Source organism: Acinetobacter puyangensis (assembly GCF_900096995.1).
GTDB lineage: Bacteria > Pseudomonadota > Gammaproteobacteria > Pseudomonadales > Moraxellaceae > Acinetobacter > Acinetobacter puyangensis.
The window spans coordinates 170,407-188,108 of record NZ_OANT01000001.1 but is presented as its reverse complement, the minus strand read 5'-3'; the positions used below and the strand labels follow the sequence as shown (position 1 = coordinate 188,108).

Below are 17,702 nucleotides of genomic sequence, written 5' to 3'. Positions count from 1 at the left end.
AAAGCATTCCTCCTTATTAAAATAACGAACTTCTCCTTTTCAAATTCGAGCAATCAAGCTCCCAATAATCTTCCCATTTTTTGTATAAATCATGTCCAGCTTGACCTCATAAATGACTAAGCACACCATATATCACAAGGGAGGAACTGAACATGAACCTTCATGACAGCCTCCCATAGATAAATAGTTTTAATATGATCAGACCACTTGTTTATCCATTTTAACTACAGGTTGGGTAACAGCCAGTTTTTTAGATAAAATCACCATAATAATGGCAGACAAGACAATACCGGGTATAGCTGCGGTAAATACGCCTGATGCGCCTGCACCTGATGCCACAATAAAACCGGCAATTGTCGGCCCAAGCATAGCCCCAACTCGCCCAATGGCAGAAGCTGTACCAACGCCAGTTCCTCTTAAATGCGCAGGATAAACCAAGCTACCAAATGTGTATAAAACACCTTGTCCACCAATGGTAAATGTACCTGTTAATGCCGCTGCCATATAAATTTGTGATAATGTGGTTGCCGCATTTAAACTGAGTAAACCCGCTAGAATCCCGATATACATTAAAATAATCACCAATACTTTATTCCAGCGATCAATCAGCATGCCTAAAATAATGGTCCCAAAGAAAGCACCGATCATAAAAAACACTTGTGCCATACTACCTTGTTGGCGACTAAACCCTAATTCCATAAAGAGTGTAGGCAGCCAGCTTAACATGATATATACCACCATTAGGGTAAAGAAATAACTGACCCACAACAACAGTGTCCGTAAAATAAATGGACTTTGTAGAATCACCTTAAAGGCACTTTGTTCATTCACTTGTAGTACTTTATTTTTAATGGACTGTAGATACTCTCTGGATTCTGGCAACCAATAAATCATTAATGGAATCACCAATAAAGGCGCAATACCGCCTAAATAAAAAATAGATTTCCAGTTACCTGTGGGATCATATGCCGCCCAAAATGACAACAGCAATGCCCCTACAGGTAAACCACAATACATTAATCCAACTGCCCGTCCTCTATTTTTAGGCGTAGCCGCTTCTGATGCCAAGGTAATTAAATTCGGCAACGCTGCTCCCATACCAACACCGGCCAAAAAGCGCACCAATAATAAAGTAGAGAAACTATTGACCCAAACTGTAAATAACGTAAATACCGCAAATATTGCCACAGCAATAATCAATACTTTTTTACGACCAATTTTATCTGCATAACGTCCACCCAATAACGTCCCTGGCAATAATCCTAAAATTCCTGCACTAAAAAATATTCCCAATTGTTCAGATGTAAGTGAAAAATATTCTCTAATGCCAGTCGCTGCTATACCTGCGGCTTGTAAATCCAATCCTTCAATGACAGCCACCACGAAACAGAGAAACACCGTAATCGGTGAGGTTTTTTGATCTTCGCTTGTATCACGTTCCATATAGACTTTCCTTTGTCTTGATAATCCCACTCCTATATTTTCATATTGTTATTTCCTCGACTATTCATATCGCCAACTATTGACAGGGCTTAAAAATCAAACCATATACTCAACTTACTTATATTTATAAATTTTTATAAAATTATTTATTTGATTTAACTATAATAGTAGCGAAAAAACCAATAAATATTTAGCATAAACATCATAATTAATAGAAATACATTGATAAATTATCGCCCTAAACTATTAAAAATAATCTGACTATCTTTTCAAAAGCTTTTTTGATCGGCACACCAATTGCGCTAAGAAGGATTAAGCGAATCTTCAAATCATGTTCACGCTTCGGATAAAATTGATGCACATTCACATCATATTGATTTAGAAATTTAAACCCTGCCATTTTGTTCACCAAAAATCCGTCCTAAATTGCCTTTATTTTTTTAAAGAATTATTTTACTTAACAATAGAATAGACATCATCCATAAGGCAATACTAGATATAGCATAGGCTAAAAAGCGATGCTTCACCTGATTATAGCTACAATGCACAAGACTATGAATGATTCTAAAAATAACAAACAACCAACTACATATCATGATCATTTCAGATTGAATATCCAAGATTAAAACCAATAAGCATTGCCCATAAAAGATTACGGGTAGTTCAAATAAATTGCTTAGATTGTAAGCAGGATAATTGATGTAGGCAGGTAATACACTGTACTTCTGTTCAGGTGTCGCCAAAGCTTGAGGAGGGACCTTATGTTTGATCATATACGTCAAACGTAAGACATACATATATGACCATACCGCCATCGTTAGAAAAATCATCAGCATAAATGGCTTTAATATTTCGTGTTCCATGTTTTGTTTTATCCAGATTCTATCGCTTTTAATTATCTGGTTAACGCCATCATGGCGCATTGATATTTGTCAATTTTCGTAATAAAAGTTTTGTTTAAGTCGACTTAAAGATTCTGGTGCAATACCTAGATAAGAAGCAATATGATGATTCGGCATATTCTGGACAATATCGGCAGGCATCCAAGCCAGAAACTTTTTATATCTCTCAATCGCTCTGAGGTTTTGAATCATACGCAAGCGTTGCTCTATCGCAATATAATGTCTGGCAATAATTTCTATCCTGAGCCGATCCAAGATCGGATACTTTACTTGATCAAGTAAAAATTCCAATGGAATACAATATCCATGTACCTCCGATACCGTCTGAATATATTCGCTGGCAATCAACCCAGCTTGTGGATTGATAAAATGATCGGCTAGGCTGGCAAACGGTAAGGCAATACTCTCTCCACATAAAAAGCGCAAATTAATGTCCCGACCATCTTCAAGATAGAAGCATCGGATTAACCCTTTTTCAATAAGAATAAGTTGATGCCATGATTCCCCTTGTCTAAATAAATAATGATCTTTCGACCACACTTTTTTGTGTAAATGCTGAAAAGAATATTTTAAAAACTCAAGTTCGGCTTGACTCGCTTGAGGTAATAGCGATGCCAAAAGATTAAATGCTCTACTCATATCTCATCCTAAAATTATTCTAAAACTATTTTTTTGCTTATGTGTTAAAAGTCTAACATGTTCTTTTCATGATTAATATTTCCTTAAACTCATCTTTACTTTACAAATAAAATTATATTTTTCAACATATTAAAACAATATTCTCAGTATAAATTAAAGATATATTGCAAATATATTTTATAAGATGTATTTTATATACATCTTATAGATAATCAACAATCAAGGATCGCCAGCCATGAATGAGCAAGCCATCGCAACTGTAAAAGCCACTGTCCCTGTCCTGCGTGAAAATGGGGTGGCACTGACCAGTTATTTCTATAAACGTATGTTGGGAAATCACCCTGAACTTAAAAATGTATTTAATTTAAGTCATCAAGCTACGGGTCGTCAGCCACGGGCATTGGCAGCGGCAGTTTTAGCGTATGCAGAAAATATTGAGGACCCAAGCAAGTTGTTAAAAGCCGTAGATCGCATTGCCATTAAACATGTTTCACTGGATATTCATCCCGATCAATATGCCATTGTCGGTACGAATTTATTGCACTCAATCAGTGAAGTGCTGGAATTACCGATGGATCATGATGTCATCACTGCATGGGAACAGGCTTACGGACAGCTTGCCAACATTCTGATTAATCGTGAAAAAGCGCTTTATCACGAAGTTGCAACCAAAAAAGGTGGCTGGTCTGGCTGGAGAGCGTTTAAAATCAGTGCTAAACAACAAGATGGTGAGCACACCACATTCACCCTAGTGCCAACAGATGGGCTTGCGATTACACCGGCACAAGCTGGCGCATTTATCTCGGTAAAAGTTGCTATTGCCGATCAGGGTATTGAACAGCCACAACAGTTTAGCTTTGAACAGGTTCAAGATAATGCTGAATATCATATTCAGGTTAAACGTGAATTGGTTGATGCAGATGTCCCCTCTGTATCAAATGCTCTTCTTGATCATGTCCAAGTCGGAGATACAGTGCAAGTTACCGCACCATTAAGTTATCATTAAACTGTACTGGCTCTATTTAAGAGTGCTATTCGGCACTCTTTTTATTTTTAATGGCTTCTATTATCATGAAGTTTATACTATTTTATTCCGATTGAGATTATTACGTTTACGCATTATTTCTTAAGAAATAATTTTTTATGACATGTGCAAGATGTAATACGCATCATCAACCCGTTGTATCCATTTTATATTTATAAATTAAGGTTAATGCGCTGTTTAATAAACTCTAAGAATACTTTTAACTTTGGTGAATCAAAACGATCTTTTGAATACACTGCAAATATGTCAGACACGATATCCTGCGAATAGGAAACTTCAATTTCAGTCAGTACAGGCACAAGTTCACCTGTTTTTAGCTCCTCATCAATCATCCATTCAAGCAGCAATCCGACACCAAGCCCTGATCTAACCAACGCTTTATATTCCAACCCTTGATTCACGCTAATATCACCTTTTAATTTTATTTTTTTCCATGGCCCATTTGCTTCTCGATAAAACCAAGGCGCCTCTGTTAACCCCTCTTTAAATGAAATAATATTATGCGTTAAAAAATCGGCAATCTTTTCTGGTGGACTTTTGCGCTCCCAATACGCTTTGGACGCACAAAGAATATGCTTATTACTGCCAAGCTTCATGGCCACCAAAGTTGAATCCTCAAGTGTCCCCGATCTGATGGCAATATCAAATCCCTCACCGACAATATCCACAATTCGATCAGAATAATTAATCTCTAAATGGATTTTTGGATATAAACTTAAAAAATCAGGAATTAATGGTGTTAATTTTAAATGTCCCAAAAGATTGGAGACGGTGATACGTAAATGACCCTGTGGCTCAGCTTGATGTTCTTTTAATTGCTGATGAAGTCCGTCTATGTCTCTTAAAATTCTTATCGATTCCCGATAATAAATACTGCCAACCTCTGTTAGATGTAATTTTCGGGTTGTACGTCGAAGTAAAGGTACACCAACGTATTGCTCTAAATTTTCAAGCTGACGCGAAACTGCTGATAAAGAAATTCCAAGTTGTCGAGAAGCTTCGGAAAAACTCCCAAAATCGACAATTGCTTTAAAAATTTTAATTTGCTCAAATAAATCCAAGATACTTCACCGCTCAATAATATTCAGATTATTGCTAAATTCACAATAGTTAATCCATAAAATAGCATATTATCTCTACAGCTAAAATTGTTTAGAGTGATCATTGTTCATCCAATTAGCTTAAAGGAGAACTCATGAACACTTCTTATAACTTTTTCATAGCGTTGTTTATTTTAGTCAACTATTTCGTTACGACGACAACAGTCTATGCACGAGATCATATTTACTTTCAAGCTGATGAAGCAATTTATCCTGAAGGAATTGCCTACGATGCCACAACCGATACTTTTATTGTAAGCTCAATGAAAAAAGGTAAACTCGGACGAGTTGACCGTGAAGGCAATTATCAAGTCTTTGCTGATGACAAAAGCTTAATTTCATCACATGGGATTCAAATCGATACCAAACGCAACCGTGTTTTAGTCTGTGTTGGCGATAATGGAATATCAAAGCGCAGTGATGAAAAAACCACTTTAAATTTAGCTAGAGTCGTTGAATTTGAACTTTCTAGTGGCAAACTCAAACGTGTTATTGAGCTCACCAATTTAGCAACCAAATATGAAAATCATCTCGCAAATGATCTCACAATTGATGAGGAAGGAAATGCATATGTTACAGATAGCTTTGCACCAGTCATCTATAAAATTCCGTTAAATGGTACACCCAGCATTTTTATAAGCATGCCAAAATTCACCCAAGAAACCAGCCAAGCTTCAGGGCTTGAACCCAATTTAAATGGTATTCTATATCATCCAAACGGTTTTCTGATCGCTGCCAACTGGCGCCAAGGTACCTTATGGCGTATTCCAATCCATAATCCAGATGCCTTGAATAAAATAGAAATCAATAGCCCTGTCCAAGGAATTGATGGTCTTACACTTATTTCCCAGAATACTTTGGCAACAATTCAGTCTTATCGCACGGCTCACAGTCAACTCAGCAGCAAAATTTCAATTCTAGAAAGTGAAGATAACTGGTATTCAGCCAAAATTATCCAACGCCATAACAATACGCCGTTTATGAATTTGCCTACCACTGCAACTTTAGCAAATGGAAACCTTTATTTTCTCAACTCACAATATGCTGAATTATTTTCCAAACAAAAAAGTGCCCTACAACGCCATTACAACATCGGAAAAATATCCGGATTAACCAACAACACTATGGAAAAAATGCAGGAAACATCTCGTTCAAATAAAATTTTCCAAATCTCAATTGTAGATGCATTTTTGACTGGACAATACGACGGCATGATGCATTTTGGCGAGGTGAAAAAATACGGCGACTTTGGTCTAGGTGCTTTCGACCAAATGGATGGTGAAATGCTTGCATTCGATGGTGATTTTTTTCAAATTAAATCTGATGGTAAAGCGTATCCAGTCACAAATAAGATGCTAACGCCACAGTCATTTGTGACTTTTTTCAAACCAGAGAAAACAGTACAGCTAAAAGCTAATCTTACAAAGAACAACTTCGACAAATGGGTACTAGAACATATGAATAAAAATCAAATTTATGCCATTAGAATTGATGGAATCTTTGATGTGGTAAAAACTAGAAGCAATCCACCTCAAGAAAAACCATATCAACCATTGGTTAAGGTTATTCAAAGTCAAAATACGTTTGATTTAAATTCAGTTCGTGGAACGCTTGTCGGCTATCGAATGCCCGATTTCATGTCTCGATTAAATGTTCCCGGTGTTCACTTGCATTTCATTGATGAAAATAAGACGGTCGGTGGACATGTACTTGATTTCAAAATGAAGTCAGGTGTTATGCAAATGGCCAGAATGAAATCATTTGAGTTTTCCATTCCCAATAATGATGACTTTAATAAAATCGATTTTAAGATCGATCGCTCACAAGAAATCAATAAAGCTGAATAGGATTGAATAAATGAAAACTATTGTCATGCAAGATATTGGGTTAAATCACTTACATCTTATCCATACCCCGATACCCGAGATTGGACCAGATCAAATCCTTGTTAAAATGGAATTTGCCTCTCTTAATTATCTGGATCTTTTGGTAATACAAGGAGATTTAAAACTCCCTATACATTATCCTTACTGCCCCATCAGTGACGGGTCAGGTACAGTTATTGACGTGGGTACACATGTCCATGACTTCAAAAACGGTGATCGTGTCGCAACTGTTTTTATGCCAAAATGGAGAGAAGGACGATTTACACCAGAAAAAACTGCCTTGGAAACACGATCTGGACTTGGGGTTGTGTCCGGTTGTCTTGCAGAGTACCGTGCATTTAAAAAAGATCAAGTGATTCATATTCCCGATGAAATCTCACTTAAAGCAGCTTCCACCCTACCAATTGCTGGCCTCACTGCATGGAAAGCACTTGAGCATGGAAAAGTCTATGGAGGACAAACCATTCTACTGCATGGTACTGGTGGAACCTCCATTTTCGCTCTGCAATTTGCAAAAAAAATGGGGCTCAAAGTAATCATTACCTCCTCAAGTGACGAAAAACTAGAACGGGCACAAACACTTGGTGCAGACCACCTAATCAACTACCGTACAACACCTGATTGGAATCAGAAAATTCTAGACGTCACTTGTGGTCAGGGTGTTGATTTCGTTTTTGAAAATGTTGGTGGCGATAATATAAACAAGTCAATCGCTGCTCTAAGAACAGAGGGACATATTAGCCTTGTAGGATTGCAGACTGGATTTGAAATGAAAATAAATGCCTTCCCATTACTTTGGAAAAATGCAACTATTCGAGGTATGGAGGTGGGAAATTATGAAGACTTTCACAATATGCTCAAATTTTTACTCATAAACAATATTCATCCGATCATTGACAAAGAATTTAGTCTAATTGAAACAGCAGCAGCACTTCGATATCTGCAAAGTGGAAACCACTTTGGAAAGATAGCTATAAACATTTCGAATTAAAATCGCTTAAGTAAATGCAAAGCTTCAATAAGTCCAACACTCTTTTTATTTTAAATGGCTTATAATCAATGTATGCAACTCAATAAATTTACCGATTACGGTTTACGCCTATTAATGTACCTTTTACAACCGAGTGATGGTGTAGTGACCATTGCTCAGGCTGCGCATGTGCTTAAAATATCGGAAAATCATTTGGTGAAAGTCACGCATTTTATGGCAAAACAAGGCTGGATCATCAGCACCCGTGGTAAAGGTGGTGGCATCCGTCTGGCACCTCAGGCACTTACGCTGCCCATTGGTGAAATTGTCCGCACGCTGGAACATGACGAAAAAGCCATTAACTGTCTGGAACCTGCTTGTGTTTTACGCTTTAGCTGTGGTTTAAAATCGGTACTGGATCAGGCGCTTGAGCAGTTTTACCAATATTTAAATCAATACCAATTACAAGATGCATTGCATCACCCCGTATTATATAGCTTGACTAAAGATAAAGATTTTGCCGAAATCAAGGCAATTAATATCAGCTAATCAGAATTGCCATTCGCTACCTACCCCATATTGACCTATAATAGTTCCTGCCTTATTTATTTGTATTGATGATATGCACAAATACCAGAAATCGAAAGACACCAAAGCCAAGCTGGCACCGAAACAAAAAATCAGCTATGAGAAAAAAACCTCTGATGTCACCAGTCTTTATACAGCACAGGCATTAAATTGGTTACGTCAGGCTGAATTTTTAATGAGTGCGCCCAAGCTATCGATTTGTGTCGAAGATACAGGGTATGAGATTGCTTTTGCTGGCCGATCCAATGCAGGCAAATCCAGTGCCATTAATACCCTCACCAATCAAAAACAATTGGCACGGGCATCAAAACGTCCTGGCCGTACCCAGATGATTAACTTTTTTAGTCTGGGTAATCCTAATCAGCGACTGGTGGATTTGCCCGGTTATGGTTATGCGGCTGTACCGGAAGACATGAAATTACTCTGGCAAAAAGAGCTGGAAAATTATCTGATTCACCGTGAAAGTCTACAAGGCTTGATCCTGTTAATGGATATTCGTCATCCTTTACAGCATTTTGACCGTATGATGCTGGAATGGGCACATTCCCGTAATCTCTTTGTGCATATTTTGCTGACCAAAGCAGATAAGCTGAATCGTGGTCCAGCCAATAAAGTCTTGCTCGAAGTCCAAAAAGAACTCAAACAATCTAAACTGAATTTTTCGATTCAACTCTTTTCATCGCTGGATAAACAGGGTTTGGCCGAACTAGCAGGTGTCATGGCAGGGCGACTGAATTTCACATTAGCACTGATCGATCAAGAACAACCCGAACCTGCGATTCCATCCGAATCTCCTAACGATGATCAGCAAGATGCCTAAAAATTTTCTTGTGTAAAATCATCTCGTCCTATAATGATAACTCCTGTCCCCTATTCCTTTTGAATTTGACCGAAATCATCGTTAAATAAATTTATGGATACAATAATCGAAACTATTAGGTAATCAGAATGGGCATATTGTCTTGGTTTAAGAAGAAAACCGTCGGTTCTTCGATTTCTTACCATATCAAACCGCGTAAAGTAAAATTTGAATGGCAAGATACCCCTGTGGACTGGATTCCGCATGAACCTTTTGCCAGTTATTTCATTAATGAAATTAATATGATCTTACCGGCGGGTGAGTTCTGGTTTTGTCGGCTCTATAATAAAGTTTTACCCCACATCACCGATGAAAAACTCAAGGAAGATGTCAAAGCCTTTATTCGTCAAGAAGCTATGCACGCCAAAGCACATCAGTCTGCCAATGGCGAATATCTAAGTATTCGCAATATAGATGTCGATCGTAATATCAAAATTATGGATTTTTTGTTTACCAAAGTATTGGCAGATCAACCCATGGGTTTCAATATGCCAAAACCATTAGAAAATCAATGGGATTTGTTTCGCTTGGGGATTATTGCCACAGTTGAACATATGACCTGTGTAATGGGCAACTATGCACTGGAAAACAAATTATGGCTGCAATTGCAAGCCGATCCGGAAATGGTCGATCTGGTCAAGTGGCATGGTGCAGAGGAAGTAGAACATCGGACAGTTGCGTTTGACCTATATCGTCATCTGGGTGGTGGCTATATCGCACGTTATTATTTAAGTCTAGTGGTCATTGTTGGTGTGCTCGGGATCTGGGTCGATGGTGCGGCACATATCATGAAACAAGACCCAAGACTGGCTACCCATCAACCAAGTCTGTTTAAGCCATGGATCTGGCGTGAATGGTATAAGGTTGCCAAACGTAGTCATGGAGGATTATTACCCAATCCATTTTGGTTAATTGGGCAACAGATCAACTATTTAATGCCTTGGTATAATCCATTACATGAAGCCAATACCGATGTGGCAATCGAATACCTTAACCAATCACCTGCTGCAAAGCGGGCAGAATCAACTGGCACCCATGCCGCAGCCTAGCATTTAAACACTATGCCCGATCAGTGTCGGGCATATGCAAAAATTAACTCGGTGCTTGTAGCGAAGAATCGTCATCGCCGACATGATGCTGTACCACAGCACTAATCATGATATCCCCCTGAACATTAACCACTGTTCTGACGGTATCCAAAATACGGTCTATCGGCAGTAAAATAGCAATCGCTTCCGCCGGCAATCCTACCGATTGCAACACCATAATCATGGTAACCATACCTGCACTTGGAATCCCCGGTGCACCGAGCGAGGCCAGCATTGCCGTTAAACAGACAATAAATTGCTGGGTAATCGAAAGTTCCAATCCCATCAAATTGGCAATGAATAATGCGGCGGCGGCTTCATATAAAGCCGTACCGTCCATATTTAATTGTGCCCCCAATGGCACCACAAAACCGACAATTTGTGGTCGAACCCCTAGATTTTGCGCACATTGCATTGATAATGGCATGGTGGCAGAACTGGAACTGGTGGCAAATGCCGTGATCAATGCTGGTCTGGCAACACGGAAAAAACGAAGTGGTGATACTCGTCCAAAGATCCAGAGTAATACAGGCAATACCACTACACCATGAAAAATTGTAGTGCCGGTAACCACCGCGGCAAATTTTGCCAAACTACCCAGCACGGCAAAATCTTCGGTTGCAATCAATTTTGCCATTAAGGCAAAAATACCAAATGGTGCGATTACCATCACCCATTTTACCAATTGCATCATCATATCGAACACTTGCTGAAATAAATCATGCACCTGCTGATATTTTCCACGTCCCGATACGATAATGGCACCGAGCAATAATGCAAAAATCACCACAGCCAGTACATTATTTTCAGCCATGGCCTTAAACGGATTAATCAGTGTATTTTGCAGAAAATTGGTAAAGAAAGCACTGGGGGATAAGGTGTCAGGCGTATGATGTGCATCCATCGCATCTTTAAACAGTGAAATATCCAGTCCAATTCCCGGCTGAAAAATATGGGCACACAACAAGCCCAGCAATAATGCACAGGTGGTCGTGGTAAAGAAACACAATAACGTGATTTTCCATGCCTTGCCAAAATTACCCACCGCCTGAAGATTGGCCACGCCCACCACTATCGATGAAAAAATCAGCGGGACTAACAACATTTTAAGTAGCCCGATAAATAAGCTACTTAATAATGACAAAATATATAAACTATTGCCTGACCAGGCACTTTGCGGGGATAAACTCAGTAACCAGCCAAAGCCGATACCCAGCACTGCTGCAACGAGGATTTGTGTATTCAATGATTTTAACATAAAGATTGTTTTTAGACGATTTTGAAGCTTTATCGCACTATAACATGCTGTGCAACAAAGCCAATCGAAAGAATGTTGATATTGTTATCCGAAATACGCTTAAGCCCGGCTTAAATCAATCTCTCTGAGTCGGATTAAACCTTCCTGCACAGTGCTACAGACCAGTTGTCCATTTTGCCACATACGACCAAAATTTAACCCCCGGGAAGATGCAGTTTGGGTTGCATCCATATCATACAATAACCACTCATCGGCGCGAAAAGGATGATGAAAATAGATGGTATGGTCAATACTTGCTGATTGTAAACTTGGTGAAATCCAGGATAACCCATGGGGACGCAGGCAAGTTGTCATCAAGGTAAAATCTGAACAAAATGCAGCAATCGCCTGATGCATGGCAATTTGATCATGATCACCCGTGATTTTATCCCAGGTACGTAAATAATGTGCCTGTGAAGGGGCTTCAGGTTCGACATCAAACGGATTGGTCGGATTGATCGGGGTAATTTCAATATGACGACGACGCAAAAAGGCCTGACGATAATTTTCCGGAACAAAATTAATCATGGAAGATTTTAATTCTTCTTCCGATTTTAACTGATCGGGTCTTGGATACTCAGGTTCTGCAATCTGATAGTTCAAGCCTTCTTCTTCATGGGCAAAAGACACCATGGCCTGAAAAATCGTGCGTCCATGTTGAATCGCTTTGACACTGCGACTGACAAAACTCTTACCGTCACGTAAGCGTTCAACCTGATAAACGATCGGTGCATTGACATCACCGCCAAATAAAAAATAGGCATGTAATGAATGTGCAGGTCGATCAGTGGTATAGGCCGCTGCCCGTAAAGCTTGCCCAAGCACCTGACCACCAAATACACGTTTGCCGACCAGATTTTTGCTTTGTCCTCGGTATAGTCCTTCTTCTATTCGTTCTAATGTCAGTAAGTCGATCAACTCTTGGGTAAGTGAAGTCATAAATCACCTGTATGCTATTACAGCACTGCAACTGTGGACGGAATCGGTTTTATTGTGCCACAAATTGCATAGATTGCAGTATTTTTTTGACAATTGTAAAAGTCAATAAGAATAAATCCCCCGAAGCAAGAGAAGTTTTATATAATCTCAGCGCACATCATTGGCATAAAATAGCGTTGGTTTTTAAGTTAAACTCAGCAACATATGCTTTTCATCATTTACACTGTGTAGATACAAGGAGTCCGCTGGTGGATAACTCTGGTTTTTCAAAACTGTCACGTCGATTATCAAGTAAATTACTTGATCTTGTGGTCAAGCCACATTTACTCGGCGAACCACCAAAAGTTACAGCACAACTCGCCCTAGTAGACAATACACAAACCGAGCAAACTCAACCACCACAGCAAAAACTCACCTTGTATGTGTTACAGAACTATTCCCGTAGTAATGCGGTGTTACTGGATAATGAAACCAAACGGTTAAATCTGCCACGTGCCTTACATCCGCTTAACCTTAGTGATGTACACGAAAAAAAATCCGTGATTTTCCTGCAACATCGCAATCAGAATAATTTATTAAATCCTCCTGCACATACCCTGCCGCCACGTTTATTACGTTTAATTGAGGCACTGGATCAACATCCAGAACTCGATGTCGAATTAATTCCGGTCACCATTTTGTGGGGACGTGAACCGGATAAAGAAGATTCATGGCTAAAATTACTATTTACCGACTCATGGTCTACGCCGGGTAAAATCAAGCAACTGGTCAATATCGGTGTGCATGGTCGTCAGACCTATATCGAATTTCATGAAGCACAATCCTTAAGCGCACTGACCGATTATGCCAAGATGCATTATCCGAATCTGTCGCCAGCCACCTATGTGGTGAGCAATCTCAATCAATATCTCGATAGCAAACGTGAAGCTGTACTTGGCCCAGACCTTTCTGACCGCCGCAATGTGATGCAAAGTCTGATTAAATCCCGTGATGTACAAGAAGCAATCCTACAAGAAAGTATTCGTAGCAAAATCAGTGTTGAAGAAGCAGAACGTCGTGCCATTGGCCATCTTAATGAGATCGTGTCCGATTATTCTTATTCCACTGTACGCTTTGCCGAAAGCACCTTAACCCGACTGTGGACGCAGCTCTATGATGGCGTTGATGTACATAATTTCAGTACTGTTCGTGAACTGGCGGATAAGTATGAAATTATCTATACGCCTTGTCACCGTAGCCATATCGACTACTTGTTGCTGTCGTATGTGATCTTTAAACGTGGTCTGATGGTGCCGTATATTGCTGCCGGTGATAACCTAAACCTGCCCTTTGTGGGGCAAATCCTACGTGGTGGTGGCGCCTTCTTTATTCGTCGTTCATTTTCTGGTGCACAGCTTTATACGACTGTATTTAAAGAATATTTATATAGTATATTATCACGTAATACGCCACTGGAATACTTTATTGAAGGCGGACGTTCCCGTACTGGACGCTTGCTGCCACCTAAAACTGGCATGCTGGCGATGACAGTCCACAGTCATCTGCGCGGTCGTGGCAAACCGATTGTGTTCATTCCAACCTATATTGGTTATGAGCGCTTGATGGAAGGTGCCACCTATGTCGGTGAGATGCAGGGTCAACCCAAAGAAGCCGAATCCATTTTTGGTATTATCAAAACCTTACGTAAAATTGAACGCATTTTCGGTAAAGTGCATGTCAATTTTGGTGAACCAGTTTTTCTCGATGAGATTCTAAAACAACAACATGTCGATGATGTGCAGATTGAATCCAATAAGGATGCTTTACCACCAGAAGTATCAGAAGCAGTCAATATCGCTGCGCATCGCATCATGGAAAATATTAACCGTGCAGCAATCATCAATCCAGTGTCGTTATTATCTTTGATTCTACTTGCCACGCCAAAACATACACTGGACGAAGATGCCTGTATTTCACAGCTTGAAACCTATCAGGCCTTAAGCAAAGCTTTACCTTATGATGAACGTACCGAAATTACACCATTGTCCGGCAAGGAAATTATTGCCTACGGTTTAAAACTCAAACTGATCAAACGCATTAAACATGTACTGGGCGATATTATTGCCATTGAGGATCAGCAAGCGGTACTCTTGACCTATTTCCGCAATAATATTTTGCATTTATTTATTCTGCCTTCGTTGATTGCAGCACTGGTTGAGCATAACGGACGTTTATTACGTGATGACTTGATTAATGTCATCAAGGCACTTTATCCCTTCCTCAAAGCAGAATTATTTTTAAAGTGGGATATTAAAGCGCTTGAACCCATTATCGAACAGTATTGTGATGCTCTGATTGAGGCGAAACTCATTCTCGATGATGGCCATAATACCTTATATAGTCCAACCCCAAATAGCGAGCAACACAAACAACTGCTTGTGCTGGCCACACCCGTCAAACAAAGTCTTGAACGTTATTTTATGACGCTGGCATTAATTAACCAGCGTGGTAGTGGCAAAATTTCCGCCAGACAGGTCGAAGAATTAAGTCATTTATTGGGTCAACGTTTATCTGTACTTTATGAATTCAATTCACCTGAATTTTTTGATAAATCATTGTTCCAGAGCTTCCTCAAGGTACTGACCCAACAAGGCATTATCTGTACCAATCAGGAAGGTATGATCGAATTTGATGATCGTTTAAGTAATATCGCACAGGATGCACATCTGATTCTCGATGAGGACACCTTGCATATGCTGGAACACATTACCACATTTAATGATGACGAACTGAAGCAGGCACTTGACGCCCTTGCCCGGCAGAAATCGTCGCGCTTACGTAAAAAAGCCAAATAAGCATAAATTAAAAGCGGCAGTTAAAAAGCTTGCCGCTTTTTTAATGGTGATTTGCCATTTCAGCAATAAAATTTATCCTTGTTTAACATCATTTTTTACATTCAATAAATGCCGGATCCTGTGCACAACGCAAATGTCGGATCAAGACAATCATTGCTGGGTCATAGGTTTTATTGTCAACAAATTCTTTACGCATTTGTGATAGCAATAAATCATAACCCGAGCGATCAATCTCTGGAATTTCATAGAGCATGCGTTTGGGTACAGTATTGTCCCAGCGCAGTACGGTTTTCATATACTGTGTCGATTTTTCTGAAAACCATTGTCTACTTTTTTGTGCAAAATTTTCCGGATAATCATCTTGGGCAAGAATAAAATTCATCGACATAAACGCCAACGGATAATTGGCAATCCCACCAGCTGAACCCAGTACTTTTTCAACTTCAAATGGCTGATACACCACAAGCGGAGCCGGCACAATATCAAACTCACCTGCACGGAACTTTGATGCCGCATTATCAAAGGTCATGACAACAGGCTTCATTCCGACCTTTTGTGCCATCCGGCGTTGTGACGGATCAGATGCCAATATCCCCAGACGTTTGCCATTAAGTTTTTGCAGGGAATCAATACTGCGGTCTTTGCTAATAAAATATGCCAGACCAAATGGCATATAGCCTACCACCTCATACGCCTTATTTTTAAGTTTTGCTGCCAGTTTTGGACTTCCCAAAGCAGCAAGCACTTTCTGGGCAATGCTATAATTGGGTATTGCACCAATGGCCCCGACAGTGCCCATAAAGTTATTATATTTTTTAGTGGCGAAATTATCCGCCACCAACCCTCGACATTTTTTTTGCTCAAAATCGGACTGGGCTGCTTCAAGCTTGAGATAGACTTTTGGTCGAATCTCGACACCCCATTGTTTGGCTACCAGTGCATAATCTTTTGCTACTGCCATAGTATCGCCATTGGCCCCCATAATGTCATAAACGCATAAATCAATTGGCACAGCATATGCCGAGACACTCACCGTTGCCATCCAGCCGATGAGGATAGATTGATATCCTTTCATTCTTGTTACTCCCTATCTGTCTTTGTTTTTATGACACACCCTGTGTCAGCTTGCCTAAACTTAAAAATCTAAATAATTGATTTATTTTAATTTACATTCAAAATACTGTGGATTAACACGACAGTTAATTCTAAGTACCATACTGATCAATGCAGGATCATACACTCGAGTCTTAATAAATTCTTTTCGCAGTTGTGCCAGCAAACGTTGATAAGCACTACGATCTGCGGCAGGAATATCGTACCAGTACTTATTGGGTAATGTTCTTTCCCATTGCACAACATTTTGCATCATACGAGGGGTCCGTGCCTTAAACCAATCCCGACTTTTTTGTCCATAACCAGTTGGGAAAGCGTGTTGTCGAATTAAAAAATTTAAAGAGATAAAGGAAACCGGAAAATTGATGACACCACCCCGATGTCCCAAAGCCTGATTCAATTGTAAAGGCTGATAGGCATAGATGGGTGCAGCCAGAATATCAATTTCATCATTGATAAACTTCTGCCCTGCATTATCAAATGTAATCACCACAGGCTGTGCACCCACTCGTTTTGCCATACGTTGCTGTGAAAGATCGTATTTCAAAACACTCAAACGCCGTCCAGCAAGCTGAGTAATCGAGTTTAAGCGATTGTCCCTCACCATAAAATAAGCATTACCCAGTGGCATCCAGCCCACCACCTCATGGCCATTTTTAATCATGGAACCGGCAATGCTAGGACTGGCCAACGCCATAAATACACTTTTAGCCACCTGATTGTCAGGAATTAATCCCACTGCACCGATTGAACCGGTAAAATTATTCAATGATTTGGTAATAAAGGTTGATGCAACCAGACCATCACATTTTTTATTGTTATAATCCTGCACGGCCTGCTCTTCGTTTTGATAGACCTTGGTATTAATCGACATATTCCACGATTTTGCTGCAATAACATAGTCTTTCATCAATTGCATGATATCCCCACGATTCCCGGCAATATCATAGACACACCATGTCACTTCCTTTGCGTAAACACGCTGCATTGTTGCTATCA

Annotated in this window: 15 protein-coding genes; 7 read left to right on the top strand and 8 right to left on the bottom strand. The window is 39.7% G+C overall.

What is annotated here, in order from left to right; genetic code table 11:
* Positions 1–198 precede the first annotated feature (198 nt).
* From mhpT to CRO21_RS00815, 3 genes are all read right to left on the bottom strand, one after another.
* Positions 199–1,443, bottom strand: a complete 1,245-nt coding sequence (gene mhpT / locus CRO21_RS00825; protein ID WP_097077466.1) for a 3-(3-hydroxy-phenyl)propionate transporter MhpT — start codon at positions 1,441–1,443, stop codon at positions 199–201.
* 440 nt (positions 1,444–1,883) lie between these two features.
* Entirely contained in the window at positions 1,884–2,306 is a 423-nt protein-coding gene (locus tag CRO21_RS00820; protein WP_171293953.1) for an MAPEG family protein, read from the bottom strand.
* Between the two features lie 69 nt (positions 2,307–2,375).
* Positions 2,376–2,984, bottom strand: a complete 609-nt coding sequence (locus tag CRO21_RS00815) for a Crp/Fnr family transcriptional regulator (protein ID WP_097077464.1) — start codon at positions 2,982–2,984, stop codon at positions 2,376–2,378.
* Positions 2,985–3,219: 235 nt separating this feature from the next.
* Between CRO21_RS00815 and CRO21_RS00810 the strand changes: the two genes are divergently transcribed.
* The gene (locus tag CRO21_RS00810) at positions 3,220–3,990 is read left to right on the top strand and encodes a globin domain-containing protein (protein ID WP_097077463.1); all 771 of its coding nucleotides are present in this window, start codon (positions 3,220–3,222) and stop codon (positions 3,988–3,990) included.
* Positions 3,991–4,181: 191 nt separating this feature from the next.
* Here CRO21_RS00810 and CRO21_RS00805 read toward each other — a convergent pair whose 3' ends face one another.
* Entirely contained in the window at positions 4,182–5,090 is a 909-nt protein-coding gene (locus CRO21_RS00805; RefSeq protein ID WP_097077462.1) for a LysR family transcriptional regulator, read from the bottom strand.
* A gap of 134 nt (positions 5,091–5,224) precedes the next feature.
* On the opposite strand from CRO21_RS00805, the gene budA reads away from it, so the two are divergent.
* The 5 genes from budA (at position 5,225) to CRO21_RS00780 (ending at position 10,481) form a co-directional block, all read left to right on the top strand.
* Positions 5,225–6,976, top strand: a complete 1,752-nt coding sequence (gene budA / locus CRO21_RS00800) for an acetolactate decarboxylase (protein ID WP_097077461.1) — start codon at positions 5,225–5,227, stop codon at positions 6,974–6,976.
* 10 nt (positions 6,977–6,986) lie between these two features.
* Positions 6,987–8,006 (top strand): zinc-dependent alcohol dehydrogenase family protein, encoded by a 1,020-nt coding sequence (locus tag CRO21_RS00795; protein ID WP_097077460.1) that lies wholly within the window; start codon positions 6,987–6,989, stop codon positions 8,004–8,006.
* 72 nt (positions 8,007–8,078) lie between these two features.
* A complete protein-coding gene (locus CRO21_RS00790) occupies positions 8,079–8,534 on the top strand; it encodes an RrF2 family transcriptional regulator (protein ID WP_087619881.1) in 456 nt (151 codons plus the stop codon).
* Between the two features lie 73 nt (positions 8,535–8,607).
* Entirely contained in the window at positions 8,608–9,393 is a 786-nt protein-coding gene (gene yihA / locus CRO21_RS00785; protein WP_097077459.1) for a ribosome biogenesis GTP-binding protein YihA/YsxC, read from the top strand.
* A 128-nt stretch (positions 9,394–9,521) separates the two neighbouring features.
* Entirely contained in the window at positions 9,522–10,481 is a 960-nt protein-coding gene (locus CRO21_RS00780; RefSeq protein WP_097077458.1) for a metal-dependent hydrolase, read from the top strand.
* Positions 10,482–10,524: 43 nt separating this feature from the next.
* Here CRO21_RS00780 and CRO21_RS00775 read toward each other — a convergent pair whose 3' ends face one another.
* Positions 10,525–11,778, bottom strand: a complete 1,254-nt coding sequence (locus CRO21_RS00775) for a dicarboxylate/amino acid:cation symporter (protein WP_097077457.1) — start codon at positions 11,776–11,778, stop codon at positions 10,525–10,527.
* Positions 11,779–11,877: 99 nt separating this feature from the next.
* Positions 11,878–12,756: an acyl-CoA thioesterase gene (locus CRO21_RS00770; RefSeq protein ID WP_097077456.1), complete on the bottom strand. Its 879-nt coding sequence runs from the start codon at positions 12,754–12,756 to the stop codon at positions 11,878–11,880.
* 248 nt (positions 12,757–13,004) lie between these two features.
* Here CRO21_RS00770 and plsB point away from each other — a divergent pair, with 248 nt between their 5' ends.
* Entirely contained in the window at positions 13,005–15,590 is a 2,586-nt protein-coding gene (gene plsB, locus CRO21_RS00765) for a glycerol-3-phosphate 1-O-acyltransferase PlsB (protein WP_097077455.1), read from the top strand.
* Between the two features lie 88 nt (positions 15,591–15,678).
* On the opposite strand, the gene CRO21_RS00760 is transcribed toward plsB, so the two are convergent.
* On the bottom strand, positions 15,679–16,665 hold the full coding sequence (locus CRO21_RS00760) for a putative solute-binding protein (RefSeq protein ID WP_097077454.1): 987 nt from the start codon (positions 16,663–16,665) through the stop codon (positions 15,679–15,681).
* An 81-nt stretch (positions 16,666–16,746) separates the two neighbouring features.
* Positions 16,747–17,691, bottom strand: a complete 945-nt coding sequence (locus CRO21_RS00755; RefSeq protein WP_097077453.1) for a putative solute-binding protein — start codon at positions 17,689–17,691, stop codon at positions 16,747–16,749.
* Positions 17,692–17,702 lie beyond the last annotated feature (11 nt).